The following is a 25,508-nucleotide window of genomic DNA, read 5'->3' on the forward strand; positions in this document are numbered from 1 at the left end:
GCCATGCGAGCCATCGTCGCCGAATCCTCCGGTCAACTGTCCTGGCAAGAAGTGGCCGACGTGTCCGCTCGGCCCGGCGAGGTCGTGGTCAAGGTGGCCGCCGCCGGTGTGAATCGCGCCGACGTGCTGCAGGCCGCCGGCAAGTACCCGCCGCCGCCCGGCGCGAGCGAAATCATCGGCATGGAGGTGTCCGGTGTCATCACCGAAGTCGGCGACGGTGTCACGGAATGGTCTGCGGGGCAAGAGGTTTGCGCGTTGCTGGCGGGCGGGGGGTACGCCGAGTACGTCGCCGTTCCCGCCGGCCAGGTGCTGCCGATTCCGTCCGGTGTGGACCTCGTCGACGCGGCCGGGCTGCCCGAAGTGGCCTGCACGGTGTGGTCGAACGTGGTGCTCATCGCGGGCCTGAGCCGGGGCCAGCTACTGCTCGCGCACGGCGGGGCCAGCGGCATCGGCAGCCACGCGATCCAGATCGCGCGGGCGCTCGGGGCCCGGGTGGCGGTCACCGCCGGCTCGGCGGAGAAGCTCGACTTCTGCCGCGAGCTGGGCGCCGACATCACCATCAACTACCACGACGAAGACTTCGTCGCGCGGCTACAGGAGTCCGGCGGTGCCGACGTGATCCTCGACATCATGGGCGCGGCCTACCTGGATCGCAACATCGACGCCCTGGCCAGCGACGGGCAGCTCGTCATCATCGGCATGCAGGGCGGCGTCAAGGGCGAGCTCAACATCGGCAAACTGCTCGCCAAGCGGGCGCGGGTCATCGGCACCACGCTGCGGGGCCGTCCGGCCACCGGGGCGAACAGCAAAAGCGACATCGTGCAGGCGGTGACGGCCTCGGTGTGGCCCATGGTGGCCGACGGACGGGTGCGGCCGATCATCGGCGCCCGCTTGCCCATTCAGCAGGCCGGCGACGCGCACCAGCGACTGGTGGACGGCAAGGTGACCGGGAAGATCGTCCTGACGGTCTAGCCCAGGGAGGCCAGCGCGCGCACCAACTGGTCGACCTCGGCCGTCGTCGAATAGTGCGCCAGCCCGACGGTGACCGCGCCGCCGATGTCGTTGACGCCCAGCACGTCGAGCGCGCGGGAGCTTTCGTTGGTGACGGCCAGAATCCCGTTGTCCGCCAACCGCTGCACCACTCGTTCGGCGGGCACGCCGTTCAAAACGAAGCTGACCACCGGGATCCGCACCTCCGGGCGGCCGATGACCATCACCAACGGCAACGAGCGCAACGACACCATCAGGTAGTCATAGATCCGATTCAGGTACGAGGTGGCGGACTGCATCGACACCGCCAGGCGTTCGCGCCGGGTGCCGCGGGCGGATTCGTCGAGCGACGCCAGGTACTCGATGCTGGCGACCAGCCCGGCCAGCAGCCCGAACTGGTGCGCACCGATCTCCAGCCGCGCCGCGCCCGTGGCCTTGGGGTCGGCCGAGATGGAATGGAACGAGTTGAGTAGCAGCGGATCGCGGAACACGATCGCGCCGATCGGCGGGCCGCCCCACGCGGCGGCGTTCACCGCCACCACGTCGGCGTCGGTTTCCCTCATGTCGAGCAGCCGGTAGGGCGCCGCGGCGGAATGGTCGACCACCACCAGGCCGCCGACGTCGTGCACCAGCTTGGTCATCGCCCGCAGGTCGGTGACCGTGCCCATCGTCGCGGACGCCGAGGCGACGGCGACCAGCCGAGTCGACTTCCCGATCAGGCCCTCCCACTGCCACGTCGGCAGCTCGCCCGTCTCGATGTCGATCTCGGCCCACTTGACCTTCGCCCCGTACCGGTGCGCCGCCCGCAGCCACGGGGCGATGTTGGCTTCCTCGTCCAGGCGGCTGACGATGACCTCGTAGCCCAGGCCGGCGCGCGACGACGACGCCTCGGCCAGCGCGGACAGCAGGATCGCGCGATCGGCGCCCAGCACGACGCCGGCGGGTTCGACGTTGAACAGATCGGCCACGGCCGCCCGGGCCGCCTCCAAGATGGCGGCGCTGCGCTGCGCCGAGGGGTGCGCCCCCACGGTGGTGGGCGCAGACCTGCGGAAAGCCGTCGACACCGTCGTCGCGACGGAGTCGGGAATCAGCATCCCGGCGGGAGCGTCGAAGTGCACCCACCCGTCACCCAGCGACGGATGCAGTCCGCGCACCCGGGCGACGTCGTATGCCATGTGGGCCACCTTAAAGCTTTCGCGTTTTTGCGAAACTGCGACGGTAGCGGGTGCCTTGAAAGGGTCCAAGCCGTTCCGGCCAGTCGGTGGCCTCCCGAGCCAGGGCACCCGGCCAGCCATACTAGTCGAGTGGGGCTCTGGTTCGGAACGCTCATTGCATTGTTTTTGCTGATAGCGCCCGGGGCGATCATCGCACGTATCAGTCAGTTGTCTTGGCCGGTCGCTGTTGCGGTGGGCCCGGCGCTGACCTACGGCGTGGTTGCGCTCGCCATTATTCCGTTTGGTGCCATCGGAATACCGTGGAACGGCTGGACCGCGCTGGCCGCGTTGGTCGTCATGTGCCTGGTGATGACCGGTTTCCAACTGCTGCTCGGCCGCTACCGCGACCGCGACGCCGAGACCCGCAGGATCGGCCGCTGGCCGGCGATCACGGTGGCGGCCGGGGTGGCGCTGGGGGCCCTGCTCATCATGTGGGCCGCCTACCGCGGCCTGGACGGTCATTGGCAGACCATCCCGAGCACCTGGGATGCGGTGTGGCACGCCAACGAGGTGCGGTTCATCCTCGACACCGGCCAGGCGTCCTCCACCCACATGGGCGAGCTGCGCAACGTCGAGACGCACCACACGCTGTATTACCCGTCGGTGTTCCACGCGCTGACCGCGGTGTTCTGCCAGCTGACCGGGGCGGCGCCGACCACGGGCTACACGTTGAGCTCGGTCGCCGCATCGGTGTGGCTGTTTCCGACCGGCGCGGCGATGCTCACCTGGCGGGTGCTGCGCCCGACCTGGGACGAATGGCGCAGCGCGGGGGCCGCGGCGACCGCAGCCACGCTGGCCGCGTCGTTCACGGCGGTCCCCTATGTCGAGTTCGCCGTCGCCGCGATGCCCAACCTGGCCGCCTACGGCGCCGCGGTGCCGGCGTTCGTGCTGATCACCTCCACGTTGCGGCACCGCGACCGCATCCCCGCGGCCGTGCTGGCGCTGGTGGGTGTCATGTCGGTGCACATCACCGGCGGTGTGATCGTGCTGCTGTTGCTGCTGGCCTGGTGGCTCCTGGATGCGCTGTGGCGTCCCGTGCGCGGCAGGCTGGCCGATGTGGCGGCCCTGGCGTGCGTCGCGGTGGTGTCGGGGTTGATCCTGTTGCCGCAGTTCATCAGCGTGCAGGAACAGGAAGACATCATCGCCGGGCACTCGTTCCTCACCTACCTCAGCAAGAAGCGGGGGCTGTTCGACGCCGTCTTCCAGCACTCCCGCCACCTCAACGACTTCCCGGTCCAATACGGGCTGATCGCGCTGGCCGCCATCGGCGGTGTCATCCTGCTGGTCAAGCGGATCTGGTGGCCGCTGGCCCTGTGGCTGCTGCTGATCGTGGTGAACGTCGACGCAGGAAATCCGATCGGTGGCCCCGTCGGCGCGGTGGCCGGGATGTTCGGCGAGTTCTTCTACAAGGATCCGCGCCGGATCGCGGCCGCCACCACCCTGCTGCTGGAGCCGATGGCCGGCATCGCGTTGTTCGCGATCGTGATCGGCGTCGTGGCCGGGGCCCGACGGCTGTCGGACCGGTTCAAACCGCTGCCCGCCCCGGTCTGGGTGTCGGTCACCGCGGTGCTGCTGGTGGCGACCACGGTGCTCAGCGCGCGCCACTACCTCTATCGGCACCTGTGGTTGTTCGGCGACAAATACGACTCGGTGATGATCGACCAACGCGATCTGATGGCCATGGCGTATCTGGCCAAGCTCCCCGGGGCCCGCGAGACCCTGATCGGCAACGCCAACACCGACGGTACCGCGTGGATGTACGCCGTCGCCGATCTGCACCCGCTCTGGACGCACTACGACTACCCGCAACAGATGGGGCCCGGTCCCAACCGCTACATCTTCTGGACCTCGGCGCGGCGGGGCGATTCCGATCCGAGGGTCCTCGAAGCGATCAAGGCGCTAAATATCCGGTACATCTACACGAGTGCGCCGACTGTCCGGGGGTTCGCCGTACCCGACGGACTAGTGTCATTGGATAAGTCGAAGTCGTGGGCGTTGATCTACGACAATGGCGGCGCCCGAATTTATGAATGGCGACCAAGCGGCACGACGCCACACCCATAGTCCACGAAGGATGGTGAAGTTTTGAGTACCCGCAACGATGACGACGACGTCGAAATCATCGGCGGCGTCGACCCGCGGATGATGGCGATCACCGACGATGACTCCGACGAGCGCTCCCTGACCGATCTGGTCGAGCAGCCGGCAAAGGTGATGCGGATCGGGACCATGATCAAGCAACTGCTCGAGGAAGTGCGCGCAGCGCCGCTGGATGACGCCAGCCGCAACCGGCTGCGTGAGATCCACGCCACCAGCATCCGGGAACTGGAAGAGGGCCTGGCGCCGGAACTGCGTGAGGAACTCGACCGCCTCACCCTGCCCTTCAACGAGGACGCCGCGCCGTCGGACGCCGAATTGCGCATCGCCCAAGCGCAGTTGGTGGGCTGGCTGGAGGGGCTGTTCCACGGCATCCAGACCGCGCTGTTCGCCCAGCAGATGGCCGCCCGCGCCCAGCTGGAAAAGATGCGCCAGGGCGCGCTCCCCCCGGGCGTCGGCAAGGCGGGCGGCGCGCCCGGGCACGGCCAGTACCTGTAAGCGACCTCGAGTAGTTCACGGTGTCGGGTCCTCACATCAAGACGCACAACGCGTGGGTCGAATTTCCCATCTTCGACGCCAAGTCGCGTTCGTTGAAGAAGGCCTTCTTGGGCAAGGCGGGCGGCACGATCGGACGCAACAACTCCAACGTGGTCGTCGTCGAAGCGTTGCGGGACATCACCATGTCCCTCGAGCTGGGCGACCGGGTCGGCCTGGTCGGCCACAATGGAGCGGGGAAATCGACTCTGCTGCGCCTACTTTCGGGCATCTATGAGCCCACCCGGGGCTGGGCGCAGGTCACCGGGCGGGTAGCGCCGATCTTCGATCTCGGCGTCGGGATGGACCCCGAGATCTCCGGCTACGAGAACATCATCATCCGCGGCCTGTTCCTCGGGCAGACCCGAAAGCAGATGCAGTCCAAGGTCGACGAGATCGCCGAGTTCACCGAGCTGGGTGACTACCTGTCGATGCCGCTGCGCACGTATTCCACCGGCATGCGGGTCCGGCTGGCGATGGGCGTGGTCACCAGCATCGATCCCGAGATCCTGTTGCTCGACGAGGGATTGGGCGCGGTGGACGCCGACTTCATGAAGAAGGCGCAGTCGCGGTTGCAGGGGCTGGTGGAGCGGTCCGGAATCCTGGTGTTCGCCAGCCACTCCAACGAATTCCTGGCCCGGCTGTGCAAGACGGCGATGTGGATCGACCACGGTGTGATCCGCATGACCGGCGGCATCGAGGACGTCGTGCGGGCGTACGAGGGGGAGGATGCGGCCCGGCACGTGCGCGAGGTGCTGGCCGAGACGGCCGGACAGCCATGAGCGACACCGTCGTCGCCGTCGTCGTCACCCACCGGCGCCCCGACGAGCTGGCCAAGTCCCTCGATGTGCTGAGCACGCAAACGCGGCTGCCCGACCACCTCATCGTCGTGGACAACGATTTCTCCGGTGACGGCCGTGTCCGCGAACTGGTTGCGGGAAAACCCATTCCGACGACCTATCTGGGATCGCGACGCAACCTCGGCGGAGCCGGCGGTTTCGCGTTGGGCATGCTGCACGCGTTGGCCCTGGGCGCCGATTGGGTGTGGCTGGCCGACGACGACGGGCGCCCGCAGGATTCGCATGTCCTTGCCACCCTGCTGGCGTGCGCGGACAAGCACGGCCTGGCCGAGGTGTCACCCATGGTGTGCAACATGGACGATGCCGAGCGGTTGGCGTTTCCGTTGCGCCGCGGCCTGGTATGGCGCAGGCGCGCAAGCGAATTGCGCACCGAAACTGGGCAGGACCTGTTGCGCGGCATCGCGTCGTTGTTCAACGGCGCGCTGTTCCGGGCGGCCACGCTGGAATCGGTCGGTGTCCCGGATCTGCGGCTGTTCATCCGGGGCGACGAGGTCGAAATACACCGGCGGCTGGTGCGTTCCGGCCTGCCGTTCGGAACCTGCCTGGACGCGGTCTACCTGCACCCGTGCGGATCCGACGAGTTCCGCCCGATTCTCGGCGGCCGGATGCACACCCAATATCCCGACAACCCCACCAAGCGGTTCTTCACCTACCGCAACCGCGGCTACCTGCAGTCACAGCCGGGGCTGCGCAAGCTGGTGGTTCAGGAATGGGTCCGGTTCGGCTGGTTCTTTCTGGTGACCCGTCGCGACCCCCGTGGCCTGGCCGAGTGGATCCGGTTGCGGCGCTTGGGGCGTCGTGAACAGTTCGGGCGGCCTAGTGGGGATCGCGAGCGCGGCGGAGCCGGGCGAAGCGGGTCGCCACCATCCAGACCGGGAGGAGCCCGATGACGTTCCTTGACGCGGCGGCGCAGTCGCGGACATTCACCCGGGCCCGCCGCGACCTGGTCGACGGTTTCCGTCGTCACGAGCTCTGGCTGCATCTGGGCTGGCAGGACATCAAGCAGCGTTACCGGCGCTCGGTGCTGGGGCCGTTCTGGATCACCATCGCGACGGGCACCACCGCCGTGGCCATGGGTGGCCTGTACTCCAAGCTGTTTCACCTCGAGCTGTCCGTGCATCTGCCGTACGTGACGCTGGGCCTGATCATCTGGAACCTGATCAACGCCGCCATCCTGGAGGGCGCCGACGTGTTCGTCGCCAACGAGGGGTTGATCAAGCAGCTGCCCACCCCGCTGAGCGTGCATGTCTACCGACTGGTGTGGCGGCAGGTCATCCTGTTCGCGCACAACATCGTCATCTACGCGGTGATCGCGATGATCTATCCCAAGCCATGGTCGTGGGCCGACCTCGCGGTGCTCCCGGCGCTGGCGCTGATCGTGCTCAATTGCATTTGGGTGTCACTGTGTTTCGGCATCCTCGCGACCCGCTACCGCGACATCGGTCCGCTGCTGTTCTCCGTCGTGCAGTTGCTGTTCTTCATGACGCCGATCATCTGGAACGACGACACCTTGCGCCAGCAGGGCGCCGGGCGGTGGTCCCGCATCGTCGAACTCAACCCGCTGCTGCACTACCTCGACATCGTTCGCGCGCCGCTACTCGGGGCGCACCAGGAGCTGCGGCACTGGGCCGTGGTGCTGGTGTTGACGGCCGTCGGTTGGGTGTTCGCGGCCTTCGCGATGCGCCAGTACCGCGCCCGGGTGCCCTACTGGGTTTAGCGTTTCCCTGACTTGTCACAGGGCGGCGCTATCATCGAACGTATGTTCGAAGCAGTGCCGCGTGACCTGGCGTTTCAGGGCGTCGACGACGCCGGTGTGCTGGACCGCGTCACCGCGGCGGCCCGGGCGCAGAACGCGCACTGCGCGCGCGAGTTGGCGGCGATCGGCGAGCTGTATGCGCGTCGGGCGCCGGACGACGACGCCGACCGTTTCAATTGGGCGGTCGACGGACACGAGAACGTGGTCGCCGAGGTGGCGGCCGCGCTGGGCATCAGTCGGGGCCGCGCGTCCGGGCGCTTGCACTATGCGATCGCGTTGCGCGAGCGGCTGCCCCGGGTCGCTGAGGTCTTCGCCCAGGGCCACATCGATTTCCGGTTGATGGCGGCGGTGGTGTACCGCACCGAGCTGATCGAGGACCCCGAGTTGATCGCCCGGCTAGACGCCGCGGTCGCCCGGCACGCGCCGAAATGGATGCGGCTGTCGGGGCCGAAAATGGCCGAGCGCATTGACATGTGGGTGGCGCGCATCGATCCCGCAGGGGTGCGCGTGCCGGGGATGCGCAGTCAAGATCGCCGTGTCGAGATCGGGCCCATCAGCCCGGGGCTGGCCGAGATCTCGGCGAGGGTGCGTCCCACCGATGCCGCCGCGGTGGACCGCGCGCTCGACGCGTTGGCCGATTCGGTGTGCCGGAACGATTCCCGCACCAAGGCCCAGCGTCGCGCCGATGCGATGGGCGCGATGGCCGCCGGGCAGACGGTCTTGCGCTGCGACTGTGGCTGCCCGGATTGCCCTGCGGCGCAGCGGCCCCCGGGAACCAATGTCGTGGTCCATGTGCTGGCCGAGCCGGCCGCGGTCGGCGGCGAGGCGCGCGCGCCGGCGCTGCTGCCGGGGTTCGGTCCGTTGCCGACGGGCTCGCTGCGCGAGTTGGCTGGTGTCGCGAAGACCAAGCCGCTCTCGCCGCCGCCGGACCGGGCGGAGCCCGGGTACCGGCCGTCGACCGCGCTGGCCGAATTCGTCCGCTTCCGCGACCTGACATGCCGATTCCCCGGCTGCGACGCCCCGGCCGACGTCTGCGACATCGACCACACGGTGCCGTTTCCGCTCGGCCCCACCCATCCGTCCAACCTCAAGCTGCTCTGCCGCCACCATCACCTGCTCAAGACGTTCTATACGGGCCCCGACGGCTGGCGGGATCGCCAGCTGCCCGACGGCACCGTGGTGTGGACGTCGCCGACGGGACATACGTACATCACCAAACCTGGTGGCAGCCTGTACTTTCCGGCGCTGGCGGTCCCGACCGGGACGCTGTCACTGCCGGCCGTCGCGCCCGCACCCTCGCAGAACCGGGGGGTCATGATGCCCGTCCGGCAGCGAACCCGCGCCGAGGATCGCGCCGCCCGGGTCCGCTGGGAGCGCGGCATCAACGAGGCCCGCTTCAGCGCCGAGGCGGCGCGTCACGCCGAGCGGTCGGCGCCCCACAACAACGACCCGCCGCCCTTCTGATGTCCGGTTCTCCCGCAGATGGTGGCGGGTCGCTCATCGTGGTGTCACACTGGTACGCCACCTGAGCACACCGGGCGAAAGGTCCACGGACGTGAGCAAGAAAGCCCCATCGGCAGCGGACGCCGCGCGGAACAACCTCGAAGCCGAGCTGGACCGGCTGCGGCAGCGGCGCGACCGCCTCGAGGCCGAAGTCAAGAACGACCGCGGGATGGTGGGCGATCACGGCGACGCGGCCGAGGCGATCCAGCGCGCCGACGAACTCGTGGTGCTTTCCGACCGGATCAACGAACTGGACCGGCGTCTGCGGGCCGGGCCGCCGGACTCCGACTCCTCGGCGACGCTGCCCGGCGGCACCGAGGTGACACTGCGGTTCGCCGACGGCGAAGTGGTCACCATGCACGTGATCTCGATCGTCGAGGAGACGCCCGTCGGCCGGGAGGCCGAGACGCTGACCGCGCGCAGCCCGCTGGCCCAGGCCCTGGCCGGGCGCAAGCCGGGCGACACGGTGACGTACTCGACGCCCCAGGGCGAGAACCAGGTCGAGTTGATCGCGGTCAAACTGCCCCGCTGACGCTGCCCGCCGGTGCCCGGCGGTCCCGTTAGACTCCCCCAATGCTTCCCCCCGAGTCCCCGGCCGCGCCGGCGCGCCTGAGTCTGACGACACAGGTCACGCGCTTCGTCGTCACCGGCGGCCTGGCGGGGATCGTGGACTTCGGGCTCTACGTGCTGCTGTTCAAAGCGGCGCACGTACAGGTCGACGTGGCCAAGTCCATCAGCTTCATCGTCGGCACCATCACCGCCTACCTGATCAACCGCCGGTGGACCTTCCAGGCGCCCCCCAGCACCGCCCGGTTCGTCGCGGTCATGGTCCTCTACGCCATCACCTTCGCCGTGCAGGTCGGGCTGAACCACCTGTGCCTGGCGTTTCTGCACTACCAAGCGTGGGCGATCCCTGTCGCGTTCGTGATCGCGCAGGGCACCGCGACGGTGATCAACTTCGTCGTGCAGCGGGCCGTGATCTTCCGCATCCACTGAGCCGCCTCCGGCCCAGCCCGGATCGCCCGCCTCCTCAGCGGGGCGCCTGCGTCCCGCATCGCCGCCGGAGCAGGCGGTACCCTCTTTGACGATGTCGAGCACCGATCCCGTGACCAAGCCCACCCGGCTGATGGGCTTTGGGCGCACCGCACCGTCGGTGGCCCAGGTGCTGTCCACCCGTGATCCGGAGGTGATCGCCAAGGCGGTGGCCCGGGCGGCCGGCTCGGGCGGCCGGGGCGTGATCGCCCGCGGGCTGGGCCGCTCCTACGGCGACAACGCGCAAAACGGCGGCGGCCTGGTGATCGACATGACCGCGCTCAACCGCATTCACTCGATCAGCGCCGACACCCGGCTGGTCGATGTCGACGCCGGGGTCAGCCTGGACCAATTGATGAAGGCGGCGCTGCCGTTCGGGCTCTGGGTCCCGGTGCTGCCGGGCACCCGCCAGGTCACCGTCGGCGGGGCGATCGCCTGCGACATCCACGGCAAGAACCATCACAGCGCGGGCAGCTTCGGCAACCACGTGCGGTCGATGGACCTGCTCATGGCCGACGGCTCCGTGCGCACCATCACCCCCGACGGCGACGACGCCGAGCTGTTCTGGGCCACCGTCGGGGGCAACGGCCTGACCGGGATCGTGCTGCGCGCCACCATCGCCATGACGCCCACGGAGACGGCCTATTTCATCGCCGACGGCGTGGCCACCAAGGATCTCGACGAGACGGTGGCCGTGCACCTGGACGGCAGCGAAGCCAACTACACCTACTCCAGCGCGTGGTTCGACCTGATCAGTCCGCCCCCGAAGCTCGGCCGGGCCGCGGTCAGCCGCGGCAGCCTGGCGAAGCTGGACCAATTGCCGAAGAAGCTCGCCAAGAACCCGCTGAAATTCGATGCGCCGCAGCTGCTGACGGTGCCGAACGTGTTTCCGGTGAGCGCGATGAACAAGCTGTCGTTCATGGCCATCGGCGAGACGTATTACCGGCTGGGCGGAACCTACTCGGGCAAGATCCAGAACCTGTCGCAGTTCTACCACATGCTGGATCTGGTCAGCGGCTGGAATAACGCCTACGGCCCAAGGGGTTTCGCCCAGCATCAGTTCCTGGTCCCGCCGAACGCGATGGACGAATTCAAGGACATCATCCGCTGGATCCAAACCACGGGCCACTACTCGGCGCTGAACGTGTTCAAGCTTTTCGGCCCGGGCAACCGCGCACCACTGAGTTTCCCGATGGCCGGTTGGAACGTCGCGATGGACTTCCCCAACAAGCCCGGGATCAACGAGTTCCTCAACGAACTCGACCGGCGCGCACTGGAATTCGGCGGACGGGTCTACACCGCCAAGGACTCCCGTGTCAGCGCAGAAACCTTCCACGCCATGTATCCGCGCATCGACGAATGGATCGCGGTACGCCGCAAGGTCGACCCCTTACGGGTGTTCGCCTCGGACATGGCCCGACGTTTGGAGCTGCTCTAGATGGTGCGCCAATGGTTTTAGACGCCGTGGGGAATCCGCAGACGATCCTGCTGCTCGGCGGCACCTCCGAGATCGGGCTGGCCATTTGCGAGCGCTACCTGCAGAACGCGCACGCGCGAATCGTGCTGGCCGCCATGCCCAACGACCCGGGCCGCGACGCCGCCGTGGCGCAGATGAAGGCCGCCGGTGCGCGGTCGGTGGAGCTGATCGATTTCGAGGCCACCGACCCCGACACCCACCCGAAGATGATCGATCAGGCGTTCGCCAACGGTGATGTCGATGTGGCCATCGTCGCCTTCGGCATCCTCGGTGACGCCGAGGAGCTGTGGCAAAACCAGCACAAGGCCGTGCTGGCCGCCGAAATCAACTACACCGCAGCGGTTTCGGTGGGCGTGCTGTTAGCCGAGAAGATGCGGGCGCAGGGCTTCGGCCAGATCATCGCGATGAGTTCGGCGGCCGGTGAGCGGGTGCGACGGTCCAACTTCGTCTACGGCTCCACCAAGGCGGGCCTGGACGGCTTCTACCTGGGGCTAGGAGAAGCGTTGCGCGAGTTCGGGGTTCGTGTCCTGGTGATTCGCCCCGGCCAGGTGCGTACCCGGATGAGCGCGCACGTCAAGGAAGCGCCGCTGACCGTCGACAAGGAGTACGTCGCCAACCTCGCGGTCACCGCGGCCGCAAAGGGTAAGGAATTGGTTTGGGCACCAGCAGCATTCCGTTACGTGATGATGGTGTTGCGACACGTCCCGCGTCCCATCTTCCGCAAGCTGCCAATCTGATCATGCGCAACGCGCTGGCCACCCTCGGCCAGATGGCCTTGGCGGCGCTGGTTGCGGTGGCCGTCGCGGTGGTGTCGCTGATCGCCATCTCTGGCGTGCAGTGGCCGGCCTTTCCGTCGTCCAACCAACTGCACGCGCTGACCACCGTCGGGCAGGTCGGCTGCCTGGCCGGCCTGGTCGCCACCGGATGGGTGTGGCGGCGCGGGCACCGGCTGATCGCCCAGCTGGGCGGGCTGGTGTTCGTGTCCGCGTTCACTGTCGTCACCCTGGGCATGCCGCTGGGGGCCACCAAGCTGTATCTGTTCGGCATCTCCGTCGACCAGCAGTTCCGCACCGAATACGTCACCCGGCTCGCCGACAGCCCCGCCCTGCGCGACATGACCTACCTTGGGCTGCCGCCGTTCTACCCGCCCGGCTGGTTCTGGATCGGCGGGCGCGCGGCGGCGCTGTCCGGGACGCCGGCGTGGGAGGTCTTCAAACCGTGGGCCATCACCTCGATCGCCGTCGCGGTCGCGGTCGCGCTGGTGCTGTGGTGGCGGATGGTCCGGTTCGAGTACGCGCTGATCGTCACCGCCGCGACGGCCGCGGTCACGCTGGCGTACGGCTCGCCCGAGCCCTACTCGGCAATGATCACCGTGCTGTTGCCGCCGGTGCTGGTGCTGACCTGGTCGGGGCTGCGGGCCGCGGACCGTCCGGACGCGGGCCGGCGCGCGGGCTGGGGCGCGGTGATCGGCGCAGGGATTTTCCTGGGGTGGACGGCCACCTGGTACACGCTGCTGTTCGGGTTCAGCGCGTTCGCGATCGGGCTGATGGCGCTGTGGCTGGCCGGGGTGCGGTGGCACCGGGACGGCGTGAAGGCCGCGCTCGATCCGCTGCGACGCCTGGCGGTCATCGCCGGCATCGCCGTGGTGATCGGCTGCACGACCTGGTTGCCGTTCCTGGTGCGAGCGGCGCGCAGTCCGATCAGCAACACCGGGGGCGCCGCCCACTACCTGCCGGCCGACGGGGCCGAGCTCACCTTCCCGATGCTGCAGTTCACGCTGCTCGGTGTGGTCGCCATGATCGGCACCCTGTGGCTGGTGGTGCGGGCGCGCTCCTCGGTGCGGGCCGGTGCGCTGGCCATCGGCGTGGTGGCGATCTACCTGTGGTCGCTGTTGTCGATGCTCACCACGCTGGCGCGCGTCACTCTGTTGTCGTTCCGGCTGCAGCCGACGCTGAGCGTGCTGCTGGTGGCCGCCGGGGCCTTCGGTTTCCTCGAGGCGACGCTGGCCCTCAAGCCGCGCGGCCGCGCGATCGTCCCGGTGGCCGGCGCCATCGGCCTAACCGCCGCGATCGCGTTCAGCCAGGACATCCCCGACGTGCTACGCCCCGACCTCACCATCGCCTACACCGACACCGACGGCAACGGGCAGCGCGGCGACCGGCGGCCGCCCAGCGCCGAAAAGTTCTATGCGACAATCGATCACGACATCACGCAGGTGACCGGCAAGCCGCGCGACCAGACCGTGGTGATGACGGCCGATTACAGCTTCCTGTCGTTCTACCCCTACTGGGGATTCCAGGGGCTCACCTCGCACTACGCCAACCCGCTCGCGCAATTCGACCTGCGGGCCGCGCAGATCGACAAGTGGTCCAAACTCAAGACCGCCGACGAGCTGATCCACGCCCTGGATGCCTGCCCCTGGCCACCTCCGACGGTCTTTTTGATGCGCCGCGGTGCTAACGGCAACTACACCCTGCGGCTGGCCGAGGACGTCTACCCCAACCAGCCCAACGTGCGCCGCTACACCGTCGATCTGCGCGGCGCCCTGTTCGACAGCCCGCGCTTCGACGTCCGCAGCGTCGGCCCCTTCGTGCTGGCCATCCGCAAACCGGGGGCGTAACCACCGATGAGCACCGAGACCACGCCTCAAACGGGGCCGCACACCGCGGAAGAACTAGCATCTAGCACCGTGTCAGCCACGGAAACCAATCACCGGATCGCCCGGCTGGTTGCTTCCGTCGCCGGGCTGCTCGGCGTGCTGCTGGCGATCGCCACCCCGCTGCTGCCGGTCGACCAGACCACCGCCCAGCTGAACTGGCCACAGAACGGGACCTTCGGCAGCGTCGAGGCGCCCCTGATCGGTTACGTGGCCACCGATTTGAACATCACCGTCCCGTGTCAGGCCGCCGCCGGGCTGACCGGCGGGGGTAACGCCGGCAAGACGGTGTTGCTGTCGACGGTGCCCAAGCAGGCGCCCAAGGCCGTCGACCGGGGCCTGCTGATCGTGCGGGCCAACGACGAGCTGGTGCTGGTGGTGCGCAACGTCCCGGTGGTGAGCGCGCCGCTGAGCCAGGTGCTCGGCCCGGCCTGCCAGCGGCTGACGTTCACCGCGCACGCCGACCGGGTGACCGCCGAGTTCGTCGGGCTGACCCAGGGACGCAATTCCGAGCATCCCGGCTCGCCGCTGCGGGGGGAGAAGAGCGGCTACGACTTCCGGCCGCAGATCGTCGGCGTCTTCACCGATCTCAGCGGGCCGACGCCGCCCGGGCTGAGCTTCGCGGCGACCGTCGACACCCGCTACAGCAGCAGCCCCACCCCGCTGAAGATGGCGGCGATGATCCTGGGGCTGGTGCTGACCGCCGCCTCCCTGGTCGCGCTGCACCGGCTCGACACCGCCGACGGAACCCGGCACCGCCGCTTCCTGCCGGCGCGGTGGTGGTCCATCGGCGCGCTGGACGCCCTGGTGATCGCGGTGCTGGTGTGGTGGCATTTCGTCGGCGCCAACACCTCCGACGACGGCTACATCCTGACCATGGCCCGGGTGTCCGAGCACGCCGGCTACATGGCCAACTACTACCGCTGGTTCGGCACGCCCGAGGCACCGTTCGGCTGGTACTACGACCTGCTGGCGCTGTGGGCCCACGTGAGCACCACCAGCATCTGGATGCGGTTGCCGACCCTGGTGATGGCGCTGACGTGCTGGTGGGTGATCAGCCGGGAGGTCATGCCCCGCCTGGGCCATGCGGTCAAGCAGAACCGCGCGGCGGCCTGGACCGCGGCGGGCACGTTCCTGGCGGTCTGGCTCCCGCTCGACAACGGGCTGCGCCCCGAGCCGATCATCGCCCTGGGCATCCTGCTGACGTGGTGTTCGGTGGAGCGCGCGGTGGCCACCAGCCGGCTGCTGCCGGTGGCGATCGCGTGCATCATCGGCGCGCTGACCCTCTTTTCCGGACCGACGGGCATCGCCTCGATCGGCGCCCTGCTGGTCGCCATCGGGCCGCTGCGCACCATCCTGCACCGCAGGATCACCCGGTTCGGTGCGCTGCCGCTGGTGCTGCCGTTGCTGGCGGCGGTCACCGTCACCGGCATCCTGATCTTCCGCGACCAGACGCTGGCCGGCGAGGTCCAGGCCACCATGCTCAAGCGGGCCGTCGGCCCCAGCCTGAGTTGGTTCGACGAACACATCCGCTACGAGCGGCTGTTCATGGCCAGCCCCGACGGGTCGGTCGCCCGCCGCTTCGCCGTGCTGGCGCTGGTGCTCGCGCTCGGGGTCACGGTCGCAATGTCGTTGCGCAAGGGCCGGATTCCGGGCACCGCCGCCGGGCCGAGCCGCCGCATCGTCGGGATCACCATCATCTCGTTCGTCGCGATGATGTTCACCCCCACCAAGTGGACCCACCACTTCGGCGTGTTCGCCGGGCTCGCCGGGCCGCTGGGCGCGCTCGCCGCGGTCGCGGTGACCGCGGTGGCCATGCGGTCACGGCGCAACCGCACCGTGTACGCCGCCGTGGTGCTGTTCCTGGTGGCGCTGTCGTTCGCCAGCGTCAACGGCTGGTGGTACGTCTCGAATTTCGGTGTGCCCTGGTCGAATGCGTTCCCGGCGTGGCATTACGCGTTCGCCACCGCCCTGCTCGGGCTGACCGTGGTGGTGCTGCTGGCGGCGGCGTGGTTCCACTTCGTCGCCCCCGAGAACGGGCCACCCAAGACCCGTCTGGGCGCACGCGTGGCGGGAATCATCCAGTCCCCGTTGGCAATTGCGACGTGGGTGCTAGTGGTGTTCGAGGTGGCGTCGCTGACCCTGGCGATGACCGACCAGTATCCGGCCTGGTCGGTCGGCCGCTCCAACCTGCAGGCGCTGACCGGCAAGACGTGCGGGCTGGCCGAGGACGTGCTGGTGGAGCAGGACCCGAACGCGGGCATGCTCTCGCCGGTGGGCGCCTCGGCGGCGGACGCCCTCGGCGCCGGCCTGTCGGAAGCCTTCACGCCCAACGGAATTCCCGCCGACGTCCGCGCCGACCCGGTGATGGAACGGCCGGGTGACCGCAGCTTCGTCAACGACGAGGAGAAGACCGGCAGCAACCAGGCGGGAACCGAGGGCGGCACCACCCCCGCGCCGGGGATCAACGGATCGTCGGCCCAGCTGCCCTTCAACCTCGACCCCGCGCGCACACCGGTGCTCGGCAGCTGGCGCTCGGGCATCCAGATTCCCGCGCACCTGCGGTCCGGGTGGTATCGCCTGCCCGCGCGCGACAAGGCGGGACCGCTGCTGGTGGTGAGCGCGGCCGGGCGTTTCGACCCCCGTGAGGTCCAGGTGCAGTGGGCCACCGACGAGCAGGCGGCCGGCGGGCACCCCGGCGGCTCGTTCCAATTCGCCGACGTGGGCGCGTCCCCGGCCTGGCGCAACCTGCGCCTGGCGCTGTCGGCGATCCCCGACTCCGCCACCCAGATTCGGTTGGTCGCCGACGACGAAGACCTGGCGCCGCAGCACTGGATCGCCCTGACACCGCCGCGCATTCCGCGGCTGCGCACCCTGCAGGACGTGGTGGGCTCCGCCGACCCCGTGTTCCTGGACTGGCTCGTCGGGCTGGCCTTCCCGTGTCAGCGACCGTTCGGCCATCAGAACGGCGTCGACGAGACACCGAAGTGGCGCATCCTGCCCGACCGGTTCGGCGCCGAGGCCAACTCGCCCGTGATGGACAACAACGGCGGCGGCCCGTTGGGCGTCACCGAACTCCTGGTGAAAGCCATTACGATGGCCACCTATCTCAAGGACGACTGGTCCCGCGACTGGGGCTCGCTGCAGCGGCTGACGCCGTATTACCCCGGCGCGCAACCCGCCGACCTACTGCTGGGAACGGCGACGCGCAGCGGTCTGTGGAACCCGGCGCCGCTGCGCAAGACGTAGGCGCCGTCGCGGGCCCTTGAACGCGGATATCCGTAAGCCTATGCTTACGGTTCGTGACCACTTACCAAACCGCTGACGCGTGGCTGGCGTTGGCGGACGGGACGCGGCGGGCCATCGTGGAACGGCTCGCGCACGGCCCGTCGGCGGTCGGTGAGTTGGCGCGCGACCTGCCGGTCAGCAGACCCGCCGTGTCGCAACACCTCAAGGTGCTCAAGTCCGCCGGGCTGGTGCGCGACCGGGCCGCGGGAACCCGTCGCGTCTATCAGCTCGACCCCACCGGTCTCGAGGCGCTCCGCGCCGACCTCGACCGGTTCTGGACCCAGGCGCTCGCCGGCTATGCGCGGGCCATCGACGAGACCAACGAAGGATCGACATGACATCCCAGCGGACGCCCAACGTCACCCACCACGTCGTCGTCAACGCCCCCATCGAGCGCGCGTTCACGGTCTTCACGCAGCAGTTCGGCGCGTTCAAGCCGCGCGAGCACAATCTCTTGGCGGTCCCCATCGCCGAGACCGTGTTCGAGCCCCGCGTCGGCGGCCACATCTACGACCGCGGCGTCGACGGAAGCGTGTGCCGGTGGGCGCGGATCCTGGTCTACGAGCCGCCGCATCGCGTGGTGTTCAGCTGGGACATCGGCCCGACGTGGCAGCTGGAAGCCGACCCGGCCAAGACCAGCGAGGTCGACGTCCGCTTCACCGCCCAGGCCGACCGACGCACCCGGGTGGACCTCGAACACCGCCATCTCGACCGCCACGGGCCGGGCTGGCCCTCGGTGGCCGACGGGGTCGACGGCGATGCGGGATGGCCCCTCTACCTGGCCCGCTACGCCGACGTGCTGAGGGGCGGTGACCCGCGATGACCGCCGACCTGATGCCCATGGCCCGCGCCGAACGGGCCGACCTGGCGGACTTTTTGGCCACCCTGGCGCCGCGGGACTGGGAGGCGCCCAGCCTGTGCGCGCGATGGAGCGTGAAAGACGTTGTCGCGCATGTGATCAGCTACGAGGAGCTCGGCGCCCTGGGGCTGGTGAAGCGATTCGCGAAGGGCCTGGTGGTGCGGGCCAACCAGGTGGGCGTCGATGAATTCTCGCACCTGACCCCGCAACAATTGCTGGAGTTTCTGCGCAACCACCTCGAACCACGCGGATTGACAGCGGGTTTCGGGGGAATGATCGCCCTCGTCGACGGCACGATCCATCACCAGGACATCCGCCGCGCGCTGGACCGGCCGCGCGAGATCCCGCCCGACCGCCTGGAGCGGGTCCTCTCCCTGGTGCCCGGCAACCCCAGGATCGGCGCGGGACGGCGGATCAGGGGTCTGCGCCTGCGCGCCACCGACGTCGAGTGGACGCACGGCGACGGGCCCGAGGTGACCGGCCCCGGCGAGGCGCTGCTCATGGCGATGTCCGGGCGCCCGGCCGCGCTCGCCGACCTCGACGGTCCCGGGCACGCGACCCTGGCGGCCCGGCTCGGCGGATAGCAGCGCCCCGCTGCGCGGCCCCGCGTCCAGATGGCACAAAGCCGCGTCGCTTACGATCGAGCCTCGTGCCCCACGACCGTAATGAGCGATCGCAGCGCATCCCACGATCGGTGGCCGCGGTCGCGGGAATCGCGGGGCTGTTGTTGTGCCTCCTCGTCCCGGTGCTTCCGGCGAAACAGACCACGGCGACGGTGCTGTGGCCGCAGGGCACGGTGGACGGGCACGTCAGCCAGATCACCGCGCCCCTGGTGTCGGGGGCGCCCCGCGCGCTGGACATCTCCATTCCCTGCCCGGACATCGCGACCCTGCCCGCCAGCGGGGGTTTGGTGGTCTCGACGCTGCCGCCCGGCGGGATGGACGCCGGGAAGAACGGGCTGTTCGTGCGCGCGAACAAGGACGTCGTCGTCGTGGCGTTCCGCGACACCGTCGCGGCGGTGGCGCAGCGCTCGGCCATCGCCGCCGGGGCCTGCAGCGTGCTGCACGCCTGGGCCGGCGTCGGGGCGGCCGGCGCCGAGTTCGTCGGCATACCCGGCGCCACCGGCGTCCTGCCGGCCGAAAAGAAGCCCCAGGTCGGCGGGATCTTCACCGATCTGAAGGTGCCCGCGGGGCCGGGGCTTTCGGCCCGGGTCGACATCGACACCCGATTCATCACCGCGCCCACCGCGGTCAAGAAGATTGTGATGGCGCTGGGCGTCCTGTCCGTGCTGACGGCCATCGTGGCGCTCGCGGTGCTGGACCGCCGCAGCCGGGGCGGCGGCACGCTGCTCAACTGGCGCTCCCCCATCGCCTGGCTGTCCCGGTACCGGCCCGGCACGCACCTGGCGAACTGGCGGCGCGTCGGGCTGGCGACGTGGATCGCCGACGCCGGGGTGATCGCAACCCTGTTGCTGTGGCACATCATTGGCGCCACCACATCGGACGACGGCTACAACCTGACCGTCGCCCGCGTCGCTCCGCGCGCCGGTTACGTCGCCAACTACTACCGCTACTTCGGTACCACCGACGCCCCCTTCGACTGGTATCTCGGGGTGCTGTCGAAGCTCGCCTCGGTGAGCACGGCGGGCGTCTGGATGCGGCTGCCCGCCACGCTGGCCGGGATCGGCTGCTGGCTGATCATCGGCCATTGGATGCTGCGCCGGCTGGGCCCCGGCAGGGATGGACTGGCGGCCAACCGCGTCGCGGTCTTCACCGCGGGCGCGGTTTTCGTCGCGGCCTGGCTGCCGTTCAACAACGGGCTGCGGCCCGAACCACTGATCGCCCTCGGCGTGCTGGTCACCTGGATGCTGGTGGAACGCGCGATCGCCCTGCGGCGGCTCGCCCCGGCCGCGGTGGCCATCATCGTGGCGCTGCTGAGCGCGACGCTGGCGCCGCAGGGTCTGATCGCCGTGGCCGCGCTGCTGACCGGGGCGCGGGCCGTCGCCCAGACGATCCGGCGCCGCCGGGCGACCGACGGGCTGCTGGCGCCGCTGGCGGTGCTGGGCGCGTCGCTCTCGGTGATCCTCGTGGTGGTGTTCCGCAGCCAGACGCTGGCCACGGTGCTGGAGTCCGCCCGCATCAAATACAAGGTCGGGCCGACGATCGCCTGGTACCAGGACTGGCTGCGCTACTACTTCCTCACGGTCGAGTCCAACCCCGACGGATCGATGGCGCGGCGGTTCGCGGTGCTGATCCTGCTGCTGTGCCTGTTCGGGATGCTCGTCATCCTGCTGCGCCGCGGCCACGTTCCCGGCGTGGCCAGCGGCCCGGCCTGGCGGCTGATCGGCACCACCGCGATCGGCCTGCTGCTCGTCACGTTCACCCCGACGAAGTGGGCGATCCAGTTCGGTGCCTTCGCGGGACTGGCCGGGGCGCTGGGCGCGGTCACCGCGTTCGCCTGCTCGCGGATCGGCCTGCACAACCGCCGCAACCTGACCCTGTACGTCACCGCGCTGCTGTTCGTGCTGGCGTGGGCCACCTCCGGCATCAACGGCTGGTTCTACGTCGGCAACTACGGGGTGCCGTGGTACGACATCCAACCGGTCGTCGCCAGCCACCCGGTGACGTCGATGTTCCTGACGTTGTCGATCATCACCGGACTGCTGGCCGCCTGGCAGCACTTCCGGATGGACTACGCCGGCCACACCGAGGTCAAGGACAACCGGCGCAACCGCGTCCTGGCGTCGACCCCGCTGCTGGTGGTCGCGACCATCATGGTCGTCGGCGAGGTCGCCTCGCTGACCAAGGGCGCGGTGTTCCGCTACCCGCTCTACACCACCGGCAAGGCCAACCTCGCCGCGATCACTTCGGGCCTGTCCGCCACCAGCTGCGCCATGGCCGACGACGTGCTGGCCGAGCCCGACCCCAACGCGGGCATGCTGGCCCCGGCACCGGGCCAGACCTTCGGGCCCGACGGGCCGCTCGGGGGCGTCAATCCGGTGGGCTTCAAACCCGAAGGCGTGGGCGAGGACCTGCAATCCGACCCGGTGGTGACCAAGCCGGGACTGGTCAACTCCGACGCCTCCCCGAACAAGCCGAACGTCGCCTACAGCGACTCGGCGGGCACCGCCGGCGGCAAGGGCCCGGTCGGGGTCAACGGCTCCCACGCGGCGCTGCCGTTCGGGCTGGACCCGGCCCGCACCCCGGTGATGGGCAGCTACGGCGAGAACACGCTGGCCGCCACCGCCACCTCGGCCTGGTACCAGCTGCCCGCGCGCACCCCCGACCGGCCCCTGGTGGTCGTCTCCGCCGCCGGCGCGATCTGGTCCTACAAGGAGGACGGCACCTTCACCTACGGGCAATCGCTGAAGCTGCAATGGGGCGTCACCCGCCCGGACGGCACCACCCAGCCGCTGGCCGAGGTGCAGCCGATCGACATCGGCCCGCAGCCGGCGTGGCGCAACCTGCGTTTCCCGCTGGCGTGGGCGCCGCCGGAGGCGAACGTGGCGCGCATCGTCGCCTACGACCCGAACCTGAGCTCCGAGCAGTGGTTCGCGTTCACGCCGCCGCGGGTGCCGGTGCTGGAAACCCTGCAGCAACTGGTCGGGTCGCAGACGCCGGTGCTGATGGACATCGCGACCGCCGCCAACTTCCCGTGCCAGCGGCCGTTCTCCGAACACCTTGGCGTTGCCGAACTTCCGGGGTACCGCATCCTTCCCGACCGCAAGCAGACGGCGGCGTCGTCGAACCTGTGGCAGTCCAGCGAGGCCGGCGGGCCCTTCCTGTTCGCCCAGGCGCTGCTGCGCACGTCGACGATCTCGACGTATCTGCGCGGCGATTGGTATCGCGACTGGGGATCCGTGGAGCAGTACTTCCGGTTGGTGCCGGCTGATTTGGCGCCGGACGCCGCGATTGAACAGGGTGTGATGACAGTGCACGGCTGGAGCCGGCAGGGACCGATTCGGGCGTTGCCATGAGCGCGCCGAGGATGCGCGACGACGTGCGAACGACGCGTTGGGTGGCGACCATCGCCGGCCTGATCGGGTTCGTGCTGTCCGTCGCCACCCCGCTGCTGCCCGTCGTGCAGACGACCGCGACGCTGAACTGGCCCCAGAACGGACAGCTGAACAGCGTTACGGCACCGTTGATTTCGCTGACCCCGGTCGACATGACCGCCACCGTTCCCTGCTCGCTGGTGCGCGACCTGCCACCGGAGGGCGGGGTGGTGGTCGGCACCGGGCCCAAGAAGGGCAAGGACGCCGCGCTCAACGCGCTGTTCGTCGTCGTCAACGGCAAGCGCGTCGACGTCACCGACCGCAATGTGGTGATCGCCAGCGTGTCCCGGGACCAGGCGATGTCGCCACAGTGCCAGCGCATCGAGATCACCTCGACGAAGGCCGGCACGTTCGCCACCTTTGTCGGGCTCAATGATTCGGCGGGCAAACCGATCGGTGGCGGATTCCCCGACCCGAACCTGCGACCGCAGATCGTCGGTGTGTTCACCGACCTGACCGGTCCGGCCCCGGCCGGCTTGACGCTGTCGGCGACCATCGACACCCGGTTCTCCACCACCCCAACCACTTTGAAACTGGTCGCGATGGTGTTGGCGATCGTGGCGACCATCGTTGCGCTGGTCGCGTTGTGGCGACTCGACCAGCTGGACGGGCGGCGGATGCGCCGGCTCATTCCGGCGAATTGGCGCACGTTCACCCTCGCCGACGTCGCGGTGATCTTCGGGTTCGTGCTCTGGCACGTGATCGGGGCGAACTCGTCCGACGACGGCTACATCCTCGGCATGGCGCGGGTGGCCGATCGCGCCGGCTACATGTCGAACTACTTCCGCTGGTTCGGCAGCCCCGAGGACCCCTTCGGCTGGTACTACAACCTGCTGGCGCTGATGACCCACGTCAGCGACGCCAGCCTGTGGATGCGACTGCCGGACCTGTTCGCCGGAATCGTGTGCTGGCTGTTGCTGTCTCGCGAGGTGCTGCCCCGGCTGGGGCCTGCGGTGGCCGCCAGCAAGCCGGCGAACTGGGCGGCGGGCATGGTGTTGCTGACGGCGTGGATGCCGTTCGACAACGGTCTGCGCCCCGAGCCGATCATCGCGCTCGGTTCGCTAGTCACCTACGTGCTGATCGAACGTTCCATGCGGTACAGCCGGCTGACTCCCGCGGCGCTGGCGGTCATCACCGCCGCGTTCACGCTCGGTGTGCAGCCCACCGGCCTGATCGCCGTGGCCGCCTTGGTCGCCGGTGGCCGTCCGATCCTGCGCATCCTGGTCCGCCGTCATCGCCTGGTGGGCACGTGGCCGCTGGTGGCGCCCATGCTGGCCGCCGGCACGGTCATCCTGACCGTGGTGTTCGCCGACCAGACGCTGCGGGCGGTGTTGGAAGCCACCAGGATTCGGACCGCGATCGGGCCGAGCCAGGCGTGGTACACCGAGAACCTGCGCTACTACTACCTGATCCTGCCCACCGTCGACGGTTCGCTGTCGCGCCGGTTCGGGTTCTTCATCACCGCGCTGTGCCTGTTCACCGCCGTGTTCATCATGTTGCGGCGCAAGCGGGTTCCGGGTGTGGCCCGCGGCCCGGCGTGGCGGCTGATGGGCGTCATCTTCGGCACCATGTTCTTCCTGATGTTCACGCCCACCAAGTGGGTGCACCACTTCGGCCTGTTCGCCGCGGTGGGGGCGGCGATGGCCGCGCTGACCACGGTGCTGGTGTCGCCCGCGGTGCTGCGGTGGTCGCGGAACAGGATGGCGTTCCTGGCGGCGGTGCTGTTCCTGATGGCGCTGTGCTTCGCCACCACCAACGGCTGGTGGTACGTCTCCAGCTACGGCGTCCCGTTCAACAGCACCATGCCGAAGATCGGCGGAATCTCGGTCAGCACAATCTTTTTCGCGCTGTTCGTGCTGGCCGTGCTGTACGCGATCTGGTTGCACTTCGCGTCCCGCGACCGCGGCGAAGGCCGGGTCGCGCGGGCGCTGACGGCCGCACCGGTGCCCATCGCGGCGGGATTCATGGCGCTGGTGTTCATCGCGTCGATGGTGGCCGGCATCGTGCGCCAGTACCCCACCTACTCCAACGCCTGGGACAACCTGCGCGAGTTCAGCGGGGGCTGCGGCCTGGCCGACGACGTGCTCGTCGAGCCGGACAGCAACGTCGGCTACATGGCGCCGCTACCGGGCAACTACGGGCCGCTGGGGCCGCTGGGCGGGGAGCACCCGGTGGGATTCAGTCCCAACGGTGTGCCCGAACACATTGTCGCCGAAGCCATTCGGATCACCCCGAATCAACCCGGAACCGACTACGACTGGGACGCGCCGACCAAGCTGAGCGCGCCGGGCATCAACGGCTCGACGGTGCCGCTGCCCTACGGCCTGGATCCCGATCGGGTTCCGCTGGCCGGCAGCTACACCACCGCGGCGCAGCAGCAGAGCAGGCTCACCTCGGCGTGGTACCGGTTGCCCAAACCCGATGCCGGCCATCCGCTCGTGGTGGTGTCCGCCGCCGGCAAGATCGACGGCAACAGCGTGCTGCACCACCACACCGACGGCCAGAAGGTGGTGCTCGAGTACGGGCGGCCCGGGCCCGCGGGTGACACCGGGGCCGGCATCGTGCCCGCCGGGCGGCTGGTGCCCTACGACCTGAACGGCGAGCAGCCAAAGGCCTGGCGCAACCTGCGTTTCGCCCGCTCCGACATGCCGGCGGACGCGGTCGCCGTGCGGGTGGTGGCCGAGGACCTGTCCCTGACGCCTGAGGACTGGATCGCGGTGACCCCGCCGCGGGTGCCGGAGATGCGTTCGCTGCAGGAGTACGTGGGCTCGACGCAGCCGGTGCTGATGGACTGGGCGGTCGGGTTGGCCTTCCCCTGCCAGCAGCCGATGCTGCACGTCAACGGCGTCACCGAGATCCCCAAATTCCGCATCACCCCGGACTACACGGCCAAGAAGATGGACACCGACACCTGGGAAGACGGAACCAACGGGGGGCTGCTGGGCATCACCGACCTGCTGCTGCGGGCCCACGTGATGTCGACGTACCTGTCCCACGACTGGGGCCGCGACTGGGGGTCGCTGCGCAAATTCGACACCATCGCCGACGCGCATCCCGCGCAGCTCGATCTCGGAACCGCCACCCGCACCGGGTGGTGGTCGCCGGGCCCGATCCGCATCAAGCCGTAACCGCGGCGGAAAAGCGTGAATTATCGGCGTGTCTAAATGGCGTGCCGCGGCCACAATTCC

General features: G+C 69.2%; 19 protein-coding genes. 18 read left to right on the forward strand and 1 reads right to left on the reverse strand.

Annotated features, from left to right (window positions below):
• Positions 1-3 precede the first annotated feature (3 nt).
• Positions 4-972: an NAD(P)H-quinone oxidoreductase gene (locus tag QGN31_RS24260; RefSeq protein ID WP_008263084.1), complete on the forward strand. Its 969-nt coding sequence runs from the start codon at positions 4-6 to the stop codon at positions 970-972.
• Here QGN31_RS24260 and QGN31_RS24265 read toward each other — a convergent pair.
• The gene (locus QGN31_RS24265) at positions 969-2,165 is read right to left on the reverse strand and encodes a cysteine desulfurase-like protein (RefSeq protein ID WP_008263081.1); all 1,197 of its coding nucleotides are present in this window, start codon (positions 2,163-2,165) and stop codon (positions 969-971) included. The genes QGN31_RS24260 and QGN31_RS24265 overlap by 4 nt on opposite strands.
• Positions 2,166-2,294: 129 nt before the next feature.
• On the opposite strand from QGN31_RS24265, the gene QGN31_RS24270 reads away from it, so the two are divergent.
• The 17 genes from QGN31_RS24270 (at position 2,295) to embB (ending at position 25,448) form a co-directional block, all read left to right on the forward strand.
• Positions 2,295-4,268, forward strand: coding sequence for a DUF6541 family protein (locus QGN31_RS24270; protein WP_008263079.1), 1,974 nt, complete (start codon positions 2,295-2,297; stop codon positions 4,266-4,268).
• Positions 4,269-4,346: 78 nt separating this feature from the next.
• Positions 4,347-4,799, forward strand: coding sequence for a bacterial proteasome activator family protein (locus tag QGN31_RS24275; protein WP_225323837.1), 453 nt, complete (start codon positions 4,347-4,349; stop codon positions 4,797-4,799).
• Between the two features lie 20 nt (positions 4,800-4,819).
• Complete coding sequence (wzt, locus tag QGN31_RS24280; RefSeq protein WP_008263074.1) at positions 4,820-5,617, forward strand: galactan export ABC transporter ATP-binding subunit Wzt/RfbE; 798 nt, start codon at positions 4,820-4,822, stop codon at positions 5,615-5,617.
• The gene (glfT1, locus tag QGN31_RS24285) at positions 5,614-6,585 is read left to right on the forward strand and encodes a galactofuranosyltransferase GlfT1 (RefSeq protein ID WP_008263072.1); all 972 of its coding nucleotides are present in this window, start codon (positions 5,614-5,616) and stop codon (positions 6,583-6,585) included. Before wzt ends, glfT1 begins: the two co-directional genes overlap by 4 nt.
• The gene (wzm, locus tag QGN31_RS24290) at positions 6,582-7,412 is read left to right on the forward strand and encodes a galactan export ABC transporter permease subunit Wzm/RfbD (RefSeq protein WP_008263070.1); all 831 of its coding nucleotides are present in this window, start codon (positions 6,582-6,584) and stop codon (positions 7,410-7,412) included. Before glfT1 ends, wzm begins: the two co-directional genes overlap by 4 nt.
• Positions 7,413-7,454: 42 nt before the next feature.
• A complete protein-coding gene (locus QGN31_RS24295) occupies positions 7,455-8,915 on the forward strand; it encodes an HNH endonuclease signature motif containing protein (RefSeq protein WP_008263069.1) in 1,461 nt (486 codons plus the stop codon).
• 91 nt (positions 8,916-9,006) lie between these two features.
• A complete protein-coding gene (locus QGN31_RS24300; RefSeq protein ID WP_008263067.1) occupies positions 9,007-9,486 on the forward strand; it encodes a GreA/GreB family elongation factor in 480 nt (159 codons plus the stop codon).
• Between the two features lie 41 nt (positions 9,487-9,527).
• Positions 9,528-9,950: a GtrA family protein gene (locus QGN31_RS24305; protein WP_008263066.1), complete on the forward strand. Its 423-nt coding sequence runs from the start codon at positions 9,528-9,530 to the stop codon at positions 9,948-9,950.
• Positions 9,951-10,041: 91 nt separating this feature from the next.
• On the forward strand, positions 10,042-11,424 hold the full coding sequence (locus QGN31_RS24310; protein ID WP_014378866.1) for an FAD-binding oxidoreductase: 1,383 nt from the start codon (positions 10,042-10,044) through the stop codon (positions 11,422-11,424).
• Positions 11,425-11,435: 11 nt separating this feature from the next.
• The gene (locus QGN31_RS24315) at positions 11,436-12,200 is read left to right on the forward strand and encodes a decaprenylphospho-beta-D-erythro-pentofuranosid-2-ulose 2-reductase (protein WP_008263064.1); all 765 of its coding nucleotides are present in this window, start codon (positions 11,436-11,438) and stop codon (positions 12,198-12,200) included.
• A gap of 2 nt (positions 12,201-12,202) precedes the next feature.
• Positions 12,203-14,083, forward strand: a complete 1,881-nt coding sequence (locus tag QGN31_RS24320) for a galactan 5-O-arabinofuranosyltransferase (RefSeq protein ID WP_008263063.1) — start codon at positions 12,203-12,205, stop codon at positions 14,081-14,083.
• Positions 14,084-14,089: 6 nt separating this feature from the next.
• Entirely contained in the window at positions 14,090-17,368 is a 3,279-nt protein-coding gene (locus tag QGN31_RS24325; RefSeq protein WP_326544666.1) for an arabinosyltransferase domain-containing protein, read from the forward strand.
• A gap of 53 nt (positions 17,369-17,421) precedes the next feature.
• A complete protein-coding gene (locus QGN31_RS24330; RefSeq protein ID WP_009956770.1) occupies positions 17,422-17,745 on the forward strand; it encodes an ArsR/SmtB family transcription factor in 324 nt (107 codons plus the stop codon).
• Positions 17,742-18,230: an SRPBCC family protein gene (locus tag QGN31_RS24335; protein ID WP_014378862.1), complete on the forward strand. Its 489-nt coding sequence runs from the start codon at positions 17,742-17,744 to the stop codon at positions 18,228-18,230. Before QGN31_RS24330 ends, QGN31_RS24335 begins: the two co-directional genes overlap by 4 nt.
• Entirely contained in the window at positions 18,227-18,850 is a 624-nt protein-coding gene (locus tag QGN31_RS24340) for a maleylpyruvate isomerase family mycothiol-dependent enzyme (RefSeq protein WP_014378861.1), read from the forward strand. Before QGN31_RS24335 ends, QGN31_RS24340 begins: the two co-directional genes overlap by 4 nt.
• 65 nt (positions 18,851-18,915) lie before the next feature.
• The gene (locus tag QGN31_RS24345) at positions 18,916-22,242 is read left to right on the forward strand and encodes an arabinosyltransferase domain-containing protein (RefSeq protein ID WP_009956772.1); all 3,327 of its coding nucleotides are present in this window, start codon (positions 18,916-18,918) and stop codon (positions 22,240-22,242) included.
• Positions 22,239-25,448, forward strand: coding sequence for an arabinosyltransferase EmbB (embB, locus tag QGN31_RS24350; RefSeq protein WP_233425316.1), 3,210 nt, complete (start codon positions 22,239-22,241; stop codon positions 25,446-25,448). Before QGN31_RS24345 ends, embB begins: the two co-directional genes overlap by 4 nt.
• The last annotated feature ends 60 nt before the right edge of the window (positions 25,449-25,508 follow it).

This window comes from Mycobacterium sp. 2-64 (genome assembly GCF_035918375.1).
In the GTDB taxonomy this organism is placed as follows: Bacteria; Actinomycetota; Actinomycetes; order Mycobacteriales; family Mycobacteriaceae; genus Mycobacterium; species Mycobacterium intracellulare.